Source organism: Lysobacter sp. 05T417 (genome assembly GCF_056396405.1).
In genome coordinates, this window is sequence record NZ_JBFTLK010000002.1 from 408,524 (window position 1) to 427,006 (window position 18,483).

An 18,483-nucleotide genomic window follows, 5' to 3' on the forward strand; every position below is an offset into this window, starting at 1 on the left:
CACGGGGCCGCAATGCGGCCCCGGTCTGGTTTTGCAGGAGGCGCGTCGGCCGGATGGCCCGCCTCCACGTTACCGGTCTGGTGCACCGGCTACGGCACAGTTACGACTTGACGTGAGCCTTCACGTAGTCGATGGCCTGCTGCACCGAGGTGATCTTCTCGGCCTCTTCGTCCGGAATCTCGCACTCGAACTCTTCTTCGAGCGCCATCACCAGCTCGACGGTGTCGAGCGAGTCAGCGCCGAGGTCGTCGACGAACGAAGCGTTGTTGGTGACTTCTTCTTCCTTGACGCCCAGCTGTTCGACCACGATTTTCTTGACGCGCTCTTCGATGCTGCTCATGGGTACTCACTCCTCCCGGACGGGATATTCGACGGAATAGTCTAAAGGAACATTGGTGGAATCGCAGGCGTCCGCGAGGATACGCGAAAGCCCTTTTGCTTCAAATGGTTACAAGCGCAAGCATTGCCACCTTGGCAAGGCCTTACGGCATGTACATGCCACCGTTGACGTGCAGCGTCTCGCCGGTGATGTAGGCCGCCGAGGGGCCGGCCAGGAACGCCACCGCGCGGGCGATGTCGGCAGGCTCGCCAAAACGGCCCAGGGCGATCTGGCCCAGCATCGCGCTCTTGGCGTCCTCGGGCAATGCCTTGGTCATGTCGGTGTCGATGAAACCGGGGGCCACCACATTGACGGTAATGCCACGGCTGCCGATTTCCCGGGCCATCGACTTGCTGAAAGCGATGATCCCGGCCTTGGCCGCGGCGTAGTTGGCCTGGCCGGCGTTGCCGGTCACGCCGATCACCGAGGCGATGTTGATGATGCGGCCCTTGCGCGCCTTCATCATCGAACGCATCACCGCCTTGCTGGTGCGGAAGACACTGGTGAGGTTGGTGTCGAGGATGGCCTGCCAGTCCTCGTCCTTCATGCGCATCAGCAGGTTGTCGCGGGTGATGCCGGCGTTGTTGACCAGGATCGAGATCGCGCCGATGTCCTTGGCGATGCCGTCGATCAGCGTTTCGATCGAGGCGGCGTCGCTGACGTCGAGCACGCGGCCGTGGCCGCCGTGCCCGGCCAGGCGCTCGCCGATCGCGTTGGCGCCGGATTCGGAGGTGGCGGTACCGATGACGGTCGCGCCGTGCGCGGCCAGCTCGTCGGCAATGGCCGCGCCGATGCCGCGGCTGGCGCCGGTAACCAAAGCGACCTCACCGGTCAGCAGTTTCTGGCTCATGCCTTTTTCCATTCTTCGATAGCGGTTTCGAACTCGCCGGGCGTACCGATCGCGCGCCCATCGAGCGACTTGTCGATGCGCTTGACCAGGCCGGCAAGCACCTTGCCCGGGCCGCATTCGGCGACGCGGGCAACGCCCTTGGCAGCCAGCGCCTGCACGCAACCGGTCCACTGTACCGGCAGATAGAGCTGGCGGACGAGCGCATGGCGGATCGCGTCGAGGCTGTCGTGGATGCCGGCGTCGACGTTCTGCACCACCGGCAGCTTCGGCGCGTGCCAGGCCATCCCGGCCATGGCTTCGGCCAGGCGGTTGGCGGCGTCGCGCATCAGCGGCGTATGCGAAGGCACGCTCACTGCCAGCTTCACCATCTTGCGCACGCCGCGTTCGCCGAGCACGGCCATCGCCTTGTCGACCGCATCGGCGTGGCCACCAATGACGATCTGGCCCGGCGAGTTGTAATTGGCAGGCACCACCACGCTCGTACCCGACACGCTCTCGCAGACTTCCTGCACCAGCGCATCCTCGGCACCGAGCACGGCGGCCATCGCGCCGGTGCCGGCCGGAGCGGCTTCCTGCATCAGCTGGCCACGCAGGCGCACCAGGTGCGCGGCATCCTTCAGCGACAACGCGCCAGCGGCGACCAGCGCGGTGTATTCGCCCAGGCTGTGGCCCGACAGCAACGCCGGCATGGCGCCACCGCGCTGCTGCCACAAGCGCCACACCGCCGCGCCAGCGGCAAGCAGCGCCGGCTGCGTGTACTCGGTGCGGTTGAGCATTTCTTCCGGCCCGCCCTGACTGAGCGCCCAGAGGTCGACACCCGCGCCATCGCTGGCCTCAGCGAACGCTTCGCGGATGATCGGGTGCAGTTCGCCCAGTTCGGCCAGCATGCCGAGCGACTGCGAGCCCTGGCCCGGGAACACGAACGCCAGGGTCGAATCGGTATGGGGGGTTACGGTCACGCGTGAAGGCCTTGCGACAAAGAATGCGCATGATACGAGTGTTTGCTCTAGTGCGTCTGTACGGGCCTGTACGGGTCTGCACGGGCGCACAAACGAAAACGCCCCCGCTGCGGACAGCGGAGGCGTTTGGCGGAGCGTGAACGCTCAACTCAGTAGCGCAGCAGCGCCGAGCCCCAGGTGAAGCCGCCACCGAAGGCCTCAAGCAGCACCAGCTGGCCGCGCTGGACACGACCCGAGCGCACCGCCTCGTCCAGCGCCAGCGGCACCGAACCCGACGACGTGTTGCCATGTTTGTCGACCGTGACTATCACCCGCTCCATCGGCATGTCCAGGCGCTTGGCCGTGGCTTCGATGATGCGCAGATTGGCCTGGTGCGGAATCAGCCAGTCGATGTCGTGACGATCCAGGCCATTGGCCTCAAGCGTCTCCTCGACGACCGAATCCAATGCCTTCACCGCGTGCTTGAAGACCTCGTTGCCGGTCATCAGCACCTTGACGCCGGCATTGGGCTCTTCGGGCTTGAAGCCGACCGAGACGCCAACCGGGTTCCACAGCAGCTCCTTCTTGCCGCCATCGGCGTGCATGTGGGTGCTGAGGATGCCCGTCTCGGTGTCGGCCTTGAGCACGACCGCGCCAGCGCCGTCGCCGAACAGCACGCAGGTGGAGCGATCGCTCCAGTCGAGCATGCGGGTCAGCGTTTCCGCGCCGACGACGAGCACGTTCTTCGCCGAACCGGAGCGGATGAACTTGTCGGCCACCGTCAGCGCGTAGACGAAGCCCGAGCAGGCGGCATTGACGTCGAACGCAGCGCAGCCGTCGGCACCGATGCGGTGCTGCAGCAGGCAGGCCGTGGACGGGAAGATCAGATCCGGCGTGGTGGTGCCGACCACGATCAGGTCGAGATCCTTGGCATCGACGCCGGCCGCTTCCAGTGCGCGCACCGAAGCGTGGTAGGCCAGATCGCTGGTGGTCTCGCCTTCGGCGGCGATATGACGCTCACGGATGCCCGTGCGCGCGGCAATCCATTCATCGCTCGTGTCGATGAATTTGGCCAGGTCGTCATTGGTCAGCACCTTCTCGGGAAGGTAGCTGCCGGTTCCCGCGATGCGGGAATAAATCTGTTGCGTCATCGCCACTCCGCTGCACAGCCGTTGTCGGGACTCCGCCAGCCATGCCGACGGAAATACACCGCCGCGATGGCCGCTGAGCGCGCTGAACCTTTACGGTTCCGACAGTCCAGGCTGTGCGGCGGCCGCGCGAGTCCGGGAGGAGCTGCGCGCGGCGCGACGGTGGGCGAAGAGCTTACTCTTCGTCAGCAACCTTGGACTTGGTGTCGATCACCTTCTTGCCGCGGTAGTAACCGTCAGCGGTGACGTGGTGACGCAGGTGGGTCTCGCCCGTGGTCGGGTCGGTCGCCAGCTGCTTGGGCGACAGCGCATCGTGCGAACGGCGCATGCCACGCTTGGACGGGGAAACGCGGGACTTCTGGACAGCCATGGTCTTGCTCCAAAAAAACTCAGTTCGATTGTTTCTTCAATGCCGACAGCGCCGCGAACGGGTTCACGCGCTCCGGCTCTTCGGCCTGCTCGGTCGCCGGCCAGTCGCTTTCCACCGCTTCCGTGTCGGGCGCGATCGGCACGACCGGGATAGCGAGGATCAACTCGTCCTCAACCAGTTCGACGGTCCGCAGCTGGCCATCTTCCGGCACCAGCAACGGCTCGTATCCCTCTGGCAACGCCGCCTCGTCCGCTTCATCACGGATCAGGCCAAGGCGCTGCACGATGTTCACCGGGAACAGGAACCGCTCCAGGCTGCGCTGACAGGTCAGCGGCAGCTCGGCATCGATTCGCAGTTCGACATAAGGCACCCGCAGCGCGTCGTGATCGAACTCGAGCGCAAAGCGAACCTCACCCTCGGTGTCGACCAGACTGTTCCGCAGCCGCGTCAGCGATGACAACGGCACACGGCCTTCGAGGCCGCGCCGCGCCGCCACCATGCGCCAAACATCAAGAATCGCGGGCAGGTCGGCTGACATAAGCTGCGGAATGTTAGGGATCAAGGCCCATCCTGTCAAACCAGGGGCCGTCCTGGTGCCCGCTCGTCGGCGGCAATTGCGGATGGCCGGGGGCCGGCCTCAAACTCCGGTCCATTCCCGTTCAGTTGCCCGTGCCCGTGACCATCGTCCTCCTGCTCCTTTCCACCCTGGCGATCGCGGCCCTGAGCTTTGCCTGGCACCGCCCCGGACGGCGCGAACGCGCGGTCCGCGAGGTCCTGGACGCCGCTGACGCCCTCGAGGAGCGCCTGCGCCTGGCCCGGGCCGAGATCGAGGCGGTCGCCGGCAACGGCGGCGATGACCCGGTGGGCGACGCCATGCGCGAGATGCTGCGCCAGCGCCTGTGGCTGCGCGACCACGGCCGCGAAGCCAGCCTGACCCAGTTGGCCGAGGTACGAAGCTCGATCGATGCCGCACGCGACCGGATCGACCAGCAATTATCGCTGATCGCCCGCGCCCGCGCGCCCATGGCCTGACGTGTCCGCATCGCCCCCCAGGCTGATCCTGGCGTCGACCTCGGTCTACCGGCGCGAACTGCTGTCGCGCCTGCGCCTGGCGTTCGAGACCGCGCGACCGGAAACCGACGAATCGCCGCTCCCGGGCGAAGCCCCGGACGCCCTCGCCTGCCGCCTGGCCGCGGCCAAGGCCATGGCGATCGCCTCGCTCCGCCCCGACGCCTGGGTCATCGGCTCCGACCAGGTGGCCGCGTTCGATGGCCGCATGCTGGGCAAGCCCGGCGGTCGCCAGGCGGCCATTGCCCAGCTGGCGGCAATGACCGGCCAGCGCGTGCAGTTCCACACCGGCGTGTGCGTGATGAAGGCCGGGCAGCCGCCGCTGCAGGCGCTCGACCTGACCGAAGTGGAGTTCCGCGCGCTCGATGACGCCCAGATCGGGCGCTATGTCGACGCCGAGCAGCCGTTCGACTGCGCCGGCAGCTTCAAGTCCGAGGGCCTGGGCATCAGCCTGTTCGAGGCCATCGACAGCCGCGATCCGACCGCACTGGTCGGCCTGCCGTTGATTGCAACGGCGCGCCTGCTGCGCCAGGCGGGGTTCGAGCTTCCCTGAGGCGACGCGCTACTCGACCTCGATGGGCCGCTCGGCCCAGGTCTCCACGCTGCCATCGCGCCCGTGCAGGCGCAGCCCCAACCAGTGGGTGCCCGCCTTGTAGGTTCCCGGCGGCAGCGTCACGTCGGCGTCGAAGCCGACGTTGGGATGCTGCGGATCGCTGGATTTCGGCCAGACCTGCGTCAGGCCCGGGAACAGCCGGCCGTAACGGGCCTGGGCGACGACCTGGCCGTCCAGCGTGACCTCGACTCCGGCCAGGCCGACACCGTCCTTGAACGCCCAGCCGTCGACGCTGAAATGCCGGCCCACGCGCGCATCGGCCACCGGTGTGTCGACCCAGACCATGGACGGCGTGGTGCAGCCGCCCGCGACCGGCGCGCCCTGCAGCGCGAACAACATGAAGCGCTGGCTGCCGTGGTCGATGTTGAGCACTTCCGGCGGCGGCAGTGGCCCGGCCATCGCGCACAGGTCGTGATAGCGATCGAGCAGGTCGCGATACTTGATCTCGGTGGCGCCGACCACCAGCAGCACCGGCTGCGCGCCCCAGTCGGCGCGACCGGCGCTCTGCAGGCCCCACAGGCGCAACTGCGGCGCGCGGCCATGCTTGTGGTTGATCGGGTGGTCGAGCACGGCGATGCGCGGATCGCCGAGCGCGAAACCGAGTTCGGCGCCGATCTTGAAGTTGTCCGCCACCACCCGCGTCCCCGCCGGCATCCGCGCAAGCCGTGCACGCACCGCCTGCGCCAACGGATCCCATCCGGAAAAATTGCTGGGGTACCACTTCTGCGCCGCGTTGCGCTCGCGCAGGTGCGGCTGCGAGACGGCGAGGTAGTAGCTCAGGGTGGCCACCAGGCCCAGGCCAGCCAGCCAGGCCGTGGCCAGGCGCCACCCGCGCGGCCAGCGCCACAGCACGGCCGGCAGCAAGGGCAGCAGCGCCAGGTAACCAGGCAACGGCCAATGGAAGCTCACGCGCTCGGTGTCGGCGAAGAAGCCCAGGGCGAAAAAGCCCAGCACCACGCCCGTGCCGAGCAGGGCGAAATAGCGCTGCGAGGGTGTCGGGCTGGCCAACCCGCGCCGCGCCGCAACGGCCAGCGCCGCCAGCAGCAATGGCGTGACCAACAGCGCCTGGATCGCGATGAACCACACCGCGTCGGCGTGGAAGGACCACGGATGGCGATCGACCAGCTGGAAGCGCAGGCCGGCATCGGCGTTGTCGAGGTTCCATGCCACCAGCGGTGTCCAGGCCGATGCGCCGAAGGCGATCGCCACCAGCACGCGCACATCACGCAGCGCGCGCCGACCCTCCTCGATCATGGCCAGGGCGATGAAGCCAACACCGATGACGGCGATGAAGCGGTAATGACACAACGCGCCCAATGCCAGGCCGACCGCGAGCTCCAGGGCCGCCTCCGGGCTGACCTGGCGCAGCAACCGGGCGCCGGCGTCGACACAAAGCAGCGTGGCCAGCGCCATGGCCGCATCGGGCAGCGCCATCACGCCCAGGCTGCCAGCCAGCGGCAACAGCAACGTGAAGCAGCCAGCGACCCAGCCATCACGCGCACCTGACTCGCGCGCGGCAACATGCACCATCAGGCACGGCACCAGCGCCGAGATCAGCAGCAACGGCAGGCGCATCGCGAACGTGTGGTCGCCGCCGAACACGGTGCCAAGGCGGGTCAGCCAGGCGGTCAGTCCGGGCAGGTCCGAGTAGGCCGCGGCCAGGTGTTGCCCTTCCTGCCAGTAGAACGCCTCGTCGACGAACAACGGCAGGCGCGCAATGACGACGAGCTTGATCGCAAGGACTGCGACCCACAGCACCCAGAAAGCGCGTCGTGCCTGCACTGCATCCCGCATCCGTTCGTGACCTCGCTACACTCTGGGTGAATTCATCGCGACCACCCGTGGCAGCCAGCAGGTCGCAACATCCAACAGGAGCACACGCGCGATGGCGGTATCCCTTTCGACGGCGACCATGCTAACCGATGGCCTGCGAGGCGCCCTTGAACGCGCCCAGTCGCAGGTCAATTCGCTGGTATTGGGCAAATCGCACGAGGTGCGCCTTGCGTTCGTCGCGCTGCTCGCCGGTGGCCACCTGCTGATCGAGGACCTGCCCGGACTGGGCAAGACCACCCTCGCCCACGCGCTGGCGGCAACACTGGGCCTGGACTTCCAGCGTGTCCAGTTCACTTCCGACCTGCTGCCGGCCGATGTTGTCGGCGTATCGGTGTTCGACCCGCAGGCGCGGAAGTTCCAGTTCCATGCCGGCCCGGTGTTCGCGCAGGTCCTGCTGGCCGACGAGATCAATCGCGCGCCGCCGCGCACGCAAAGTGCGCTGCTGGAGGCGATGGCCGAGTACCAGGTCACGGTGGATGGCACCACCCATGCGCTGCCGGAGCCGTTCTTCGTCATCGCCACGCAGAACCCCGTCGACCTGTCCGGCACCTATCCGTTGCCGGATTCGCAACTCGATCGCTTCCTGCTGCGCCTGAGCCTGGGTTACCCCGATGCGGACGCCGAACGCGACCTGCTGGCAGGCGATGATCGCCGCGACCTGATCGCACGCGTGCTGCCGCTGCTGGGCAGCGACGACGTGCTCGCCGCGCGCCGGGCGGTGCAGCAGGTGCATGCCAGCGAGGCGCTCGTCGCCTATGTGCAGGCCCTGATGGCGCGCAGCCGTCGCCACCCTGGCATTCGCGTCGGGCTGTCGCCGCGCGCCGGACTGGCGCTGCTGCGTGCGGCCCGCGCCTACGCACTGCTGCTGGGGCGCGCGCACGTGTTGCCCGAGGACGTGCAGGCCCTGTTCCCCGCGGTCGCCGCGCATCGCCTGGTCGCCGAGGTCGATGCCGGCAAGGACGCGGCACTGGCCAAGGCCATCCTGCACGCGGTGCCGGTGGACTGAGCGATGTCGCCGCCGGATCAGCAAGCGCCCATGCGCCTGCGCTCGCGCCTGCATGCCTGGGCGATGGTGTGGACGCGCCCGCGCGATCCGGAAACCCTGCCGGCACGCCTGCACCCGCGCCGCATCTACGTGCTGCCGACGCGTTTTGGTTTGTTCTACGCATTGCTGCTGTTGACGATGCTGCTCGGCGCGCTCAACTACAACAACAACCCGGCGTTGCTGCTGGGCCTGATGCTGACCGGCGCCGGGCTGGCCAGCCTGGTCGCGGCGCAGATGCAGCTGTCGGGGCTGGAACTGGTCGCGGCCGATGCCGAACCGGTCGCCGCAGGCACGCCGCTCAGCGTGCGCCTGCATGCGCGGGCAGCGCCCGGCCGGGTCCGTCGCGGTGTGCGCCTGGATGACGATGGCGCGTTCGCCGCGGCGCCGGGCGTGCTCAATCTCGATCGCGGCACGGGCGAGGCGCAACTGTTGCTGCCGACGGTGCAGCGCGGCTGGTTCGAACTGCCCAAGCTGCGCCTGTCGACCACGCGCCCGCTCGGGCTGGCACGCGCATGGGCCTATGTGTGGCCCGAATCGCCGCTATTGGTATACCCCGCACCGGAAGCCCAAGGCCCGCCGCTGCCGGCCGGTCACGGCGACCGGGTGCAGGCGCGGGTGAATCCGAGCGGAGACGATGTCCACCATCTGCGTGGTTATCGTCCTGGCGATGCGCGGCGCGCGATTGCATGGAAGCCATCGGCGCGGCGCGACACACTGCTGGTGCGCGAGTACGAACAGCCCATCGGCGCGGAGATCGTGCTCGATTGGCGCGCCATCGCCGGCATCGCCCATGAAGCGCGGATCTCGCGCCTGGCGCGCTGGATCGACGAAGCAGAGCGCGAAGGCCGCCGCTACCAGTTGCGCCTGCCCGGCCATGCACCGCTGGGACCCGATCGCGGCGCGCAACATCGACATGCCTGCCTGCGCGCGCTGGCGCTGCTGCCCCATGGCTGATCCGTCGACGCCAGCGCTGGATCCACGCGCGCGCCGCTGGGTGCTGCTGAGCGCCGGCGCATGCCTGTTGCCGCTGCTGCTGCAGTTGCCGATGCCGATTGCACTGACCCTCGCGGTGAGCGCGCTGGCGGTGGTCGCAGTGACCTGGCGGCATCCGCTGCATGGTCTGCTGCGCCTGCTGCTGTCGGTGGTGCTGATCGCGATCGTGCTGACCATGAGCGGCTTCTCGATTGGTCGCGATACCGGCTGCGCCCTGCTGGCGGCAATGCTGGCGATCAAGCCGGCGGAAACCTTCAGCCTGCGCGACGCGCGCAGCCTGCTCGGCTTTGCCCTGTTCGCGCCGTTCGCCACCTTCCTGCTCGACCAGGGCCCGTTGTCCCTCGTGCTCGGCCTGGCCGCGACGTTGCTGACACTGGCGGCCTTGCAGGTGCTGGCGGACATCGAATCGGGTGACGTCCGTCGAGACGCATCGCCGTGGCGGCGCATGGCCGCCACCGGCCGCCTGCTCGCCCTGGGCCTGCCACTGGCGCTGGCGGCGTTCTGGTTGTTCCCGCGCCTGGCCTCGCCGCTGTGGGGGATCCCGGAACGCGCCATGGCCCGGACCGGATTGTCGGACCGGATGAGCCCGGGCGACTGGGTCGACCTGATGGGCGATGAGCGCCCCGCCCTGCGGGCACGTTTCTTCGGCGCCACGCCACGGCCGCAGCAGATGTACTGGCGCGGACCGGTGATGTGGGACTTCGACGGACGCACTTGGACGCAGCCGCGCTGGACGGCTGGCTGGAACCAGACAGTGATCGAGCACGGCCGGCAACGGTGGGACTACGAGATCGAGCTGGAGCCTACCGACCGCCGCCAGCTGGTGGCGCTGGACCTGCCACTGGCGGCGCCCGCCGGCAGCGAACAGGACCCGGACCAGAGCCTGCAATCGACCGCCCAGCTGACCGGCGTGACCCGCTGGCGCATGCAATCGGCCCCGCCCGTGCGCTACGAGGCAAGGCTGTCGCGGCAGTTGCGTGAGTACGCCCTGCAACTGCCGGGCGGCTACAACCCGCGAACGCTGGCGCTGGGCCGGCGCTGGCGCATCGACGCCGGTCCCCATGCCGATGCGGCCATCGTCACCCGCGCCCTCGACTGGATCCATCGCGACTTCGCCTACACCCTGGAAACCCCGCTGCTGGGGCGCAACAGCGTCGACGAGTTCCTGTTCGACCAGCGCGCCGGCTTCTGCCAGCACTTCAGTTCCTCGTTCGTGGTGCTGATGCGCGCCGCCGGCATTCCTGCCCGCGTGGTCACCGGCTATGCCGGCGGCTACCGCAATGCGGTGGGCGGCTATTGGCTGGTGCGACGCTCCGATGCCCATGCCTGGGCCGAGGTGTGGCTGCGCGGGCGCGGCTGGGTACGCGTGGATCCGACCGCCGCGGTGGCGCCCGAACGCATCTACGACACCCTCGACGACCGCCAGCCCGGTGCCGGCAGCCTGCTTGGCGGCATCGCCGGCGGACGCTCGCTGTTCGATGTCAGCGACTGGATGCGCCGCGGCTGGAACGATTTCGTCCTCGGCTTCAATGCCCAGCGCCAGCAGCGCCTGCTGCGACCGCTCGGCATCGAACGCATCGACGACCGCACGCTGGTGTTGCTGATGATGCTGGCGGTGGCGCTGGGGCTGTTGTGGATGGTGTGGTTCAGCCGCCGCAACGAACGCGAACCCGACCCGATGCTGCGCGCCTGGCATGCGCTGGCGCGCCGCTATCGCCACCTCGACCTGGAGCGTTACCCGGACGAACCGGCCGGGCGCTGGGCCGAGCGCGTCGCCGCGACCCGTCCCGAACTGGCCGACGAACTGCGAATCCTCAGCCAACGTTTCAGCGATTGGCGGTACGCTGACGGCGAACCGGGGGGACGTTCGACCCGCGCCTTGACCCAGGCGCTGCGCGCGCATCGCCCGTCCGCCCAACCAGGCTCGCACCGCATGCGGACCCCAGGCATGACACCAGGAGATCGCCGATGAACGTCCGTCTCACCGTACTGGCCCTCGGCACGATGCTGCTGGCCGCCTGCGTCAGCGCCCCGCAACCGCTGCAGGGCTCCTTCAATCCGATCACCCCGCGTGACGCCGCGGCCAACGACAGCACCGGCGCCTCGGTGCGCTGGGGCGGTCGCATCGTCAGCGTCGAACCGCAGGCCAACCGCACCTGCTTCGAGATGATCTCGACGTATCTGGGCGACAGCGGCCGTCCGTACTGGGGCAGCGACGACACCGGCGGCCGCTTCATTGCCTGCCGCACCGGCTTCTACGACCCGGCGGTGTTCGAGCAGAACCGCGAAGTGACCTTCATCGGTCGCATCAGCGGCTACCAGAACCGCCGCATCGGCGAGTACGACTACCGCTTCCCGCAGGTCGAGGCCGACGTGGTCTACCTGTGGCCCGTACGCGAGACGGTCGATGTCGTCGGCTATCCGGCGGCGCCGTGGCCGTGGTGGGGCTGGTGGTAAGCGTCGCGCCTCAGCGCGACGTTCCGAAGCGCCCCAGCGGGGCGCCGGCCAACAAGTGCAGATGGATCTGGAACACCGTCTGCCCGCCGTCGCCGTTGCAGTTCATCACGATCCGGTAGCCGTCCTCGGCGAATCCTTCGCGCTTGGCGTAGTCGGCCGCGGCCACCGCCAGGCGGCCGACGATCGCGGCCTGGTCGGGCTGCAGGTCGTTGAGCGTGGCGACATCGGTCTTGGGCACGAACAGAACGTGCACCGGCGCCTGCGGCGCGATGTCGCGGAAGGCGATCAGGTGATCGTCCTCATAGACGACGTCGGCCGGAATCTCGCGCTTGATGATCTTGTGGAAGATGGTGTCGGACATGGCAGTCGGGGGCAGTCGGCAAGTGGATGCGACTTTACGCCGAGGCGGCGGCAGGTGAAATCTTCCGCCAGATCATTCGCCAGATCTCCCGCCAGATCACCCGCCGTCCCGGCAGCTCAGTCCGGCATCTCGCTGCGGCTGCCGAAGGCATGCGACAGCGTGCCGCGGTCCACGTATTCCAGCTCGCCGCCCAGCGGCACGCCGTGCGCGAGCCGGCTCGGCCGCACCTTGTGCTGGCGCGCCAGTTGCGCGAGGTAATGCGCGGTCGCCTCGCCCTCGACCGTGGGGTTGGTGGCGATGATCAGTTCCTGCACCTCGCCCTCGGCCAGCCGCGCGGCAAGCGCATCGAGGCCGAGTTCGCGCGGGCCGATGCCATCGAGCGGCGACAACCGTCCCTGCAGCACGAAGTACAGGCCGCGGTAGCCGGTGGCCTGTTCGATCGCCAGGCGATCGGCCGGCGATTCGACCGCGCATAACTGGTGGGCATCGCGCGCGGCGCTGGCGCAGGTCGCACAGACCTCGCCCTCGGTGAAGTCACGGCAGCGCGCGCAATGGCCGATGTGCTCGACCGCGGCCGACAGCGCATCGGCCAGGCGCTGGCCACCGGCGCGCTCGCGTTCGAGCACGTGGTAGGCCATGCGCTGCGCCGATTTCTGGCCTACGCCAGGCAGGACGCGAAAGGCGTCGATGAGTTGTTCGAGCAGCGAAGTCAGAACGGCATCTTCATGCCGGGCGGAATCGGCATGCCGGCGGTCGCGGCCGACATCTTCGACTGCGATTCGGCATTGACCTTGTTGACCGCATCATTGAAGGCAGCGGCAATCAGGTCCTCGACCATTTCCTGGTCGCTGAGCACGCTCGGGTCGATGCGGACCTTGCGGCACTCCATGCGGCCGGTGATGGTGATGCTGACCATGCCGCCGCCGGCGTTGCCGGTGACTTCGAGCTTGGCCAGCTCTTCCTGGGCGCGCTGCACGTTTTCCTGCATCTTCTGCGCCTGCTGCATCAGTTGGGCAATGTTTCCACGCATGTCTGTCACTCATCTATTGGCAATGGAGCCCCTGCGTCAGGGGCGACGGCCACGCCCGGTGGGCAGTGGCGGGGGGGATCATTTTTCGTCGTAGGGCCGGATCGAGTCCGGCACCACCTTGGCGCCGTGCTGCGAAATCAGGCGCTGCACGTCCGGGTCGCTCATGAAGTTCGCTTCGGCCGCCGCCTGGCGCTCGTCGCGACTGCGCTCGTTGCGCTGGTGCAATGACTCGGCCGTGCGCGCCTCGACGAAACGGACCTGCGGCGCGGCGCCCAGCGCCGGTGCCAGTGCTTCGGCCATGAGATCGACCAGCGCATTGCTGCGCAGATGGTCGTCGGTGGGTGCCAGCGACAGGCTCAGCACGCCTTCGGCGTAGGCAACGAAGCCGGCGTGTTCGGCCAGCAGGCGGGCCGGGCCGCGCAGGCTGGTTGCGGCGACCATCGCGTGCCAGGCATCGGCATCGGCAATGCCGGCGCCGTGGATGAAGGTGATGTCGGTCGGCGCTGCAGCCTGCTCGACCGCGGCATGCTCGACCGCAGCATGCTCGACCGCGGCCGGCATCGGACGCGGCGCGGGCGCCGGCTCCCTTGCGGGCGGCGGCTCGACCGGCGCGGGCGCGGCGGCCGTGCGCGTGGGCATCGGTTCGACAACCGGCGGCGGCGCTGGCGCTGCAAACGGACTCGGCGGCGGCGTCCGCTCGCGCGCCACCGGGGCGGACGGAGCGTCGGGACGGGTCGTGCCGACCGGTTCAACCGGCGCGGCAGTGGCGGCACTGCGAGGGCTCGCGCCACGCGAGGCCTGCGCAGGTTCCGCCGACGGCGCGCGGGCGCCATCGCCGTCGCCCGGACGGAACGCCAGCATCCGCAACACGCTCATCTCGAAACCGGCACGCGGGCTCGGCGCCAGCGCCAGGTCGCGACGACCGTTGAGTGCCATCTGGTACCACAGCTGCACCACTTCAGGCCGCAACTGTCCAGCCAGGGCGTCGACGTCGACACCGTCTGCCTCGACCTGCGCCTCGGGCACCAGCTGGCGCACCTGGATCCGGTGCAGGGCGTCGCTGAAGGCCTCCAGCACGCTGCCCCAGTCCGGCGAGAATTCGGCCAGCACGGCCACCTCGGCCAGCAACCGTTCGCCGTCGCCTTCGGCCAGGGCCGAAAGCAGCGCGCCAACGCGGGTGCGGTCGACGGTGCCGAGCATGGTCGCCACGCCGGCATCGCCCAGCGCGCTGCCGCCGGCGCTGGCGCCGGTGTAGGCAATGGCCTGGTCGAGCAGCGACAGGCCGTCGCGCAGGCTGCCGTCGGCGGCCTTGGCGAGCTGGCGGATCGCGCCGGAATCGGCATCGATGCCCTCGGCCTGCAGGATCCGGGTCATCTGCCCGCTGATCTGCTGCTCGTCCAGGCGCTTGAGGTTGAACTGCAGGCAGCGCGACAGCACCGTTACCGGCAATTTCTGCGGGTCAGTGGTGGCGAGCAGGAACTTCACGTGCCCGGGCGGCTCTTCCAGCGTCTTGAGCAACGCATTGAAGGCCGACTTGGACAGCATGTGCACTTCGTCGATCAGGTAGACCTTCACCCGGCCACGGCTGGGCATGTACTGGGCGTTGTCGATCACCTCGCGGACGTCGTCGACACCGGTGTTGCTGGCGGCGTCGATCTCGAGCAGGTCGATGAAGCGCCCGGAATCGATGTCGCGGCAAGAGCCGCATTCACCGCAGGGCTCGGCCGAGGTCCCGCGCTCGCAGTTCAGCGATTTGGCGAAGATTCGCGCGATGGTGGTCTTGCCGACACCGCGGGTGCCGGTGAACAGGAAGGCGTGGTGGACGCGACCGGTATCGAGTGCATTGGTCAGCGCACGGACCACGTGCTCCTGCCCCACCAGTTCGGCGAAGCGCTTCGGACGCCACTTGCGGGCGAGGACGAGGTAGGACATGCCCACATTCTGCCATGCCCAGTCGCGGCCACCGCGACTGGGCATGGCACCCGCTCGTCGCGCTTGTCCCTGGAGCCGGTGGCGGCTAGAATCTGCGACCCCCAGTAAACGGCTTGTTACGGCTGGATGCCACGTTCAGGGGGAACGAAGTACCAGGTGCGGAGAGGTGTCCGAGTGGTTGAAGGAGCACGCCTGGAAAGTGTGTAAGCGTCTAAACCGCGCTTCGGGGGTTCGAATCCCCCTCTCTCCGCCAGCTTCGAAGTGGAAAAGCCCCGCGGCCAATGCGGGGCTTTTGATGAAAGTGTGTTGTTGAAAGTCTCTATGGTGGCCCCGTCGGCCCCTCGCGACGCTAGGTCGAAAACTCCGCCAGGGCCGGAAGGCAGCAACGGTATTGACTGATGCGGGTGCCGAGGTCAGCCGGCGGGGCCATCGCCTTTTCTGGCGCCGGCCCTGCCCCGGCACGCCGCCATGCCGTCAAACGGCCGCGGTCACGAGGTCTGCGGATGCAGCCAGCCGGCGTCGCCGTCGGCGTAGCGTTCGTGCTTCCAGATCGGCACGCGCGACTTCACCTCGTCGATGACGAAGCGACAGGCGGCAAAGGCGGCATCACGATGCGCCGCGCTGACACCCACCCACACCGCCAGTTCGCCGATCGCCAGGTCTCCGACCCGATGCACGCACACGGCATCGAGGATGTCGAACTTGGCCAGTGCCTCGGCCAGCACGCGCTCGCCTTCGGCCTCGGCCAGGGCGGCATAGGCCTCGTAGCGCAGGCCATGCACGGCGCGGCCATCGTTGTGGTCGCGCACCCAGCCCTCGAAGCTGGCGTAGCCGCCGACGCGGTCGTCGAGCAGTTGCGCGCGCAGGCTGGCGGTGTCGAACGGGGTTTCGGAAAGACTGAAGTGCTTGCTCATGTCTGTGTCGCAGTTGCCGTGGTCAGCCGCCGCTGACCGGCGGGATGAACGCGATTTCGCTGCCGGCGCGCACCGGTTGTTCCCAGCGCGCGAATTCACCGTCGACCGCCACGCGCAGGCGTTCGTGCGGCAGGGCGAAACCGTGGCGCGCGCGCAACGCGTCGTACAGCGCGCGCAGGTCGCCATCGGCCTCGACCGGTTCGCTGGCGACGCCGGCGGCGTCGCGCAGGCTGGCAAAATACAGCACGGTGACCTGCGTCATCAGGTCGCTCCAAAATCGTGGCGGCCGCCGCGCTTGCCCAGCACCCGCGCCGGGCCCAGCACGATCGCGTGCGACAGCGCCTTGCACATGTCGTAGACCGTCAATGCCGCCACGGTCGCGCCGGTCAGCGCTTCCATTTCGACGCCAGTGCGGTGGGTCGTGCGCACGGCGCATTCGATCCGCAGCGTGGTCGCGCCCCCCCAGTCGATGCCGATCCGGCAGCCGTCGATCGGCAGCGGATGGCAGAACGGGATCAGCTCGTGCGTGCGCTTGACCGCCATCGTGCCGGCGATGATCGCCGTGTCGACGATGCCGCCCTTGGCGCTCTTCAGGCCGGAAGCGCGCAACTGCGCCGCCACCGCGGGCGGGAAGCGCACCGTGCATTCGGCCCGCGCCTCGCGCGCCGTGACCGCCTTCGCCGAGACGTCGACCATCGCCGGGCGACCGTCAGGATCGATGTGCGTGAGTTGCTTGCGCGCGGGTTGCTTCTTCGCTTTCATTCAACCGCCGATGAGATACATCTCGACATGCCGGCGCGATGCACCGACGGCGCCACGCAGCTCGCTGTAACGATCGCCACGCTGCGTCCACAGATTGGCCACTCGCTCGCGCAACGCCGCTTCGCCGTGTCCGAGCGCCTGGCGCAGATCGTGTCCGTCAGACGCGAACAGGCAGGTGTAGAGCCTGCCGTCGGCCGACACGCGGGCGCGATGGCAATCGCCGCAGAACGGCTCGCTGACGGAACTGACGAAACCCACCTCGCCGAGGCCGTCGGCAAAGGCGTAGCGCGAAGCGACTTCGCCACGGTAGTTCGCCTCCAGCGCGCGCAGCGGCCAGCGCGCGGCGATCAGGTCGCGCAGCTGCGCCGAAGGCACCACCCGATCGCGGACCCAGCCGTTGCAGGTGCCCACGTCCATGTACTCGATGAACCGCAGCACATGGCCGCTGCCGCGGAAGTGTTCGAGCAGGGGCAGCACCTGGTCGTCGTTGATGCCGCGCTCGACGACGCAATTGAGCTTGATCGAGGCAAAGCCGGCCGCCTGCGCCGCCGCGATGCCGGCAAGCACGTCGGCGATGTTGCCGCGGCCGCCGCTCATCTGGGCGAACCGCTCCGGATCGAGTGCATCGAGGCTGACCGTGATCCGGCCCAGCCCGGCATCGCGCAGTGCGCGTGCCTGGCCGGCCAGCAGCGAACCATTGGTGGTGAGGGCGATGTCGTCGAGGCCGGCGATCGCGGCGAGGCGCTCGACCAGCTGCGGCAACCGCTTGCGCAGCAGCGGCTCGCCACCGGTCAGGCGCAGCTTGCTGACACCCAGGGAAACGAAACCGCGCACCAGCGTCTCGATTTCGTCGAACGACAGGCGCGAGGCTGAGTCGAAGCCGTAGTCGTCGGGCACGCGGTCGGCCGGCATGCAGTACGGGCAGCGGAAGTTGCAGGCCTCGATCACCGACAGGCGCAGGTCGTGCAAGGGCCGGCCACGCAGGTCGAGCGGCAGCGGCGAGGTGGCAGGAACCGCGCTCATGGCAGCACCGGCTGCACGTCGACCTGCTGGGCCGTCGGCTCGACCAGGGCCACCACCTGGCCCGGATGGGCGACACGGTAGCCGCGGGCGGCGAGGATCTCGCCTTCCTCGCGGTTGCCGTAGTGGTACAGCAGGCAGCGATCGAGCAGCGCCTGCGGGTATTCGCGTTCGAGGTCTTCGATGCCGCTGTGCGAGGGGTTGCCGTGCAGCGCGCAGTCGTGGGCGATCAGTTCGCCGGCGTCGGCGTAGCGCGCCAGCATCTCCGGGATCGGGCGGGTGTCGCCGGTCCACACCACGCTGCCGTGCAGGCGCAGGCCATAGGCGGTCTCGGGCCAGTGGTGCCGCGTCGGGAACACTTCCAGGCGCACGCCGTCATGCCAGAACGAGCCGCCGACCGGGATCACCTGGAAGGCGTCCCAGAAGTTCACGCCGCCCTCGGCCAGCGCGTTGGGGTAGTCGCCCACGCGCTGGTGCAGCAGGGGCACCACCGTCGCCGGCACGTACAGGCGGATCCGGCCGCGCCGCTGCGGATCGAAGTAGCTGGACACGAACAGTCGCTCGAAACCGGCGACGTGGTCGAGATGGGTATGGGTGATGTACAGCGCCTGCGGCGCGTGGCCGTACTGCGCCAGGTAGGCGGTCAGCCCTTCGCCGCCGCAGTCGATGGTCAGCCACGGCGCGCCATTGCGCTCGATCGTGGCCATGGCCGAACCAAGCTCGACCGCCGAGGCGTTGCCGACTCCGTGCAGGCGCAATTGCCAGGCCAT

Annotated in this window: 22 protein-coding genes, 1 tRNA gene and 1 other RNA gene; 8 read left to right on the forward strand and 16 right to left on the reverse strand. The window is 68.6% G+C overall.

Features of this window, described 5'->3' with window-relative positions:
- Positions 1-100 precede the first annotated feature (100 nt).
- From acpP to AC1DER_RS05145, 6 genes are all read right to left on the reverse strand, one after another.
- Complete coding sequence (gene acpP / locus AC1DER_RS05120; RefSeq protein WP_031373652.1) at positions 101-340, reverse strand: acyl carrier protein; 240 nt, start codon at positions 338-340, stop codon at positions 101-103.
- Positions 341-482: 142 nt separating this feature from the next.
- On the reverse strand, positions 483-1,229 hold the full coding sequence (gene fabG / locus AC1DER_RS05125; RefSeq protein ID WP_441814985.1) for a 3-oxoacyl-ACP reductase FabG: 747 nt from the start codon (positions 1,227-1,229) through the stop codon (positions 483-485).
- On the reverse strand, positions 1,226-2,188 hold the full coding sequence (gene fabD, locus AC1DER_RS05130) for an ACP S-malonyltransferase (protein WP_477247891.1): 963 nt from the start codon (positions 2,186-2,188) through the stop codon (positions 1,226-1,228). The genes fabG and fabD overlap by 4 nt, the downstream gene beginning before the upstream one ends.
- A 149-nt stretch (positions 2,189-2,337) precedes the next feature.
- A complete protein-coding gene (locus tag AC1DER_RS05135) occupies positions 2,338-3,318 on the reverse strand; it encodes a beta-ketoacyl-ACP synthase III (RefSeq protein WP_441814987.1) in 981 nt (326 codons plus the stop codon).
- Between the two features lie 172 nt (positions 3,319-3,490).
- On the reverse strand, positions 3,491-3,685 hold the full coding sequence (rpmF, locus tag AC1DER_RS05140; protein ID WP_441814988.1) for a 50S ribosomal protein L32: 195 nt from the start codon (positions 3,683-3,685) through the stop codon (positions 3,491-3,493).
- 19 nt (positions 3,686-3,704) lie between these two features.
- Complete coding sequence (locus AC1DER_RS05145; RefSeq protein ID WP_441815224.1) at positions 3,705-4,223, reverse strand: YceD family protein; 519 nt, start codon at positions 4,221-4,223, stop codon at positions 3,705-3,707.
- 137 nt (positions 4,224-4,360) lie between these two features.
- On the opposite strand from AC1DER_RS05145, the gene AC1DER_RS05150 reads away from it, so the two are divergent.
- Together AC1DER_RS05150 and AC1DER_RS05155 are read left to right on the forward strand one after the other, a co-directional pair.
- Entirely contained in the window at positions 4,361-4,717 is a 357-nt protein-coding gene (locus tag AC1DER_RS05150) for a hypothetical protein (protein ID WP_441814989.1), read from the forward strand.
- Position 4,718: 1 nt separating this feature from the next.
- Entirely contained in the window at positions 4,719-5,306 is a 588-nt protein-coding gene (locus AC1DER_RS05155; protein ID WP_441814990.1) for a Maf family protein, read from the forward strand.
- 9 nt (positions 5,307-5,315) lie between these two features.
- Here AC1DER_RS05155 and AC1DER_RS05160 read toward each other — a convergent pair whose 3' ends face one another.
- On the reverse strand, positions 5,316-7,160 hold the full coding sequence (locus tag AC1DER_RS05160) for an ArnT family glycosyltransferase (protein WP_477247894.1): 1,845 nt from the start codon (positions 7,158-7,160) through the stop codon (positions 5,316-5,318).
- A gap of 91 nt (positions 7,161-7,251) precedes the next feature.
- On the opposite strand from AC1DER_RS05160, the gene AC1DER_RS05165 reads away from it, so the two are divergent.
- The 4 genes from AC1DER_RS05165 to AC1DER_RS05180 are packed head-to-tail and all read left to right on the forward strand — an operon-like array spanning position 7,252 to position 11,694.
- Positions 7,252-8,205: an AAA family ATPase gene (locus tag AC1DER_RS05165; protein WP_477247896.1), complete on the forward strand. Its 954-nt coding sequence runs from the start codon at positions 7,252-7,254 to the stop codon at positions 8,203-8,205.
- Positions 8,206-8,235: 30 nt separating this feature from the next.
- Positions 8,236-9,198 (forward strand): DUF58 domain-containing protein, encoded by a 963-nt coding sequence (locus AC1DER_RS05170; protein ID WP_441814993.1) that lies wholly within the window; start codon positions 8,236-8,238, stop codon positions 9,196-9,198.
- Complete coding sequence (locus AC1DER_RS05175) at positions 9,191-11,209, forward strand: transglutaminase TgpA family protein (protein WP_477247898.1); 2,019 nt, start codon at positions 9,191-9,193, stop codon at positions 11,207-11,209. The genes AC1DER_RS05170 and AC1DER_RS05175 overlap by 8 nt, the downstream gene beginning before the upstream one ends.
- Positions 11,206-11,694 (forward strand): Slp family lipoprotein, encoded by a 489-nt coding sequence (locus tag AC1DER_RS05180; RefSeq protein ID WP_441814995.1) that lies wholly within the window; start codon positions 11,206-11,208, stop codon positions 11,692-11,694. The genes AC1DER_RS05175 and AC1DER_RS05180 overlap by 4 nt, the downstream gene beginning before the upstream one ends.
- Positions 11,695-11,704: 10 nt before the next feature.
- On the opposite strand, the gene AC1DER_RS05185 is transcribed toward AC1DER_RS05180, so the two are convergent.
- The 4 genes from AC1DER_RS05185 to dnaX form a co-directional block, all read right to left on the reverse strand.
- Positions 11,705-12,055: a histidine triad nucleotide-binding protein gene (locus AC1DER_RS05185; protein WP_441814996.1), complete on the reverse strand. Its 351-nt coding sequence runs from the start codon at positions 12,053-12,055 to the stop codon at positions 11,705-11,707.
- Positions 12,056-12,171: 116 nt separating this feature from the next.
- Complete coding sequence (recR, locus tag AC1DER_RS05190; protein WP_441815225.1) at positions 12,172-12,768, reverse strand: recombination mediator RecR; 597 nt, start codon at positions 12,766-12,768, stop codon at positions 12,172-12,174.
- A complete protein-coding gene (locus tag AC1DER_RS05195) occupies positions 12,765-13,085 on the reverse strand; it encodes a YbaB/EbfC family nucleoid-associated protein (RefSeq protein ID WP_441814997.1) in 321 nt (106 codons plus the stop codon). Before AC1DER_RS05195 ends, recR begins: the two co-directional genes overlap by 4 nt.
- Positions 13,086-13,163: 78 nt before the next feature.
- Complete coding sequence (dnaX, locus tag AC1DER_RS05200; protein ID WP_477357721.1) at positions 13,164-15,017, reverse strand: DNA polymerase III subunit gamma/tau; 1,854 nt, start codon at positions 15,015-15,017, stop codon at positions 13,164-13,166.
- 160 nt (positions 15,018-15,177) lie between these two features.
- Between dnaX and AC1DER_RS05205 the strand changes: the two genes are divergently transcribed.
- A tRNA-Ser gene (locus tag AC1DER_RS05205) sits at positions 15,178-15,270 on the forward strand.
- A gap of 77 nt (positions 15,271-15,347) precedes the next feature.
- Positions 15,348-15,444, forward strand: an RNA gene (ffs, locus tag AC1DER_RS05210) — signal recognition particle sRNA small type.
- A 61-nt stretch (positions 15,445-15,505) separates the two neighbouring features.
- On the opposite strand, the gene AC1DER_RS05215 is transcribed toward ffs, so the two are convergent.
- The 5 genes from AC1DER_RS05215 to AC1DER_RS05235 are packed head-to-tail and all read right to left on the reverse strand — an operon-like array spanning position 15,506 to position 18,483.
- Positions 15,506-15,931, reverse strand: coding sequence for a molybdenum cofactor biosynthesis protein MoaE (locus tag AC1DER_RS05215; RefSeq protein WP_477246447.1), 426 nt, complete (start codon positions 15,929-15,931; stop codon positions 15,506-15,508).
- Between the two features lie 22 nt (positions 15,932-15,953).
- Positions 15,954-16,196: a molybdopterin converting factor subunit 1 gene (moaD, locus tag AC1DER_RS05220; RefSeq protein WP_477246515.1), complete on the reverse strand. Its 243-nt coding sequence runs from the start codon at positions 16,194-16,196 to the stop codon at positions 15,954-15,956.
- Positions 16,193-16,693, reverse strand: a complete 501-nt coding sequence (moaC, locus tag AC1DER_RS05225) for a cyclic pyranopterin monophosphate synthase MoaC (protein ID WP_477246449.1) — start codon at positions 16,691-16,693, stop codon at positions 16,193-16,195. The genes moaD and moaC overlap by 4 nt, the downstream gene beginning before the upstream one ends.
- On the reverse strand, positions 16,694-17,716 hold the full coding sequence (moaA, locus tag AC1DER_RS05230; RefSeq protein WP_477246451.1) for a GTP 3',8-cyclase MoaA: 1,023 nt from the start codon (positions 17,714-17,716) through the stop codon (positions 16,694-16,696).
- Entirely contained in the window at positions 17,713-18,483 is a 771-nt protein-coding gene (locus AC1DER_RS05235; protein ID WP_477246453.1) for an MBL fold metallo-hydrolase, read from the reverse strand. Before AC1DER_RS05235 ends, moaA begins: the two co-directional genes overlap by 4 nt.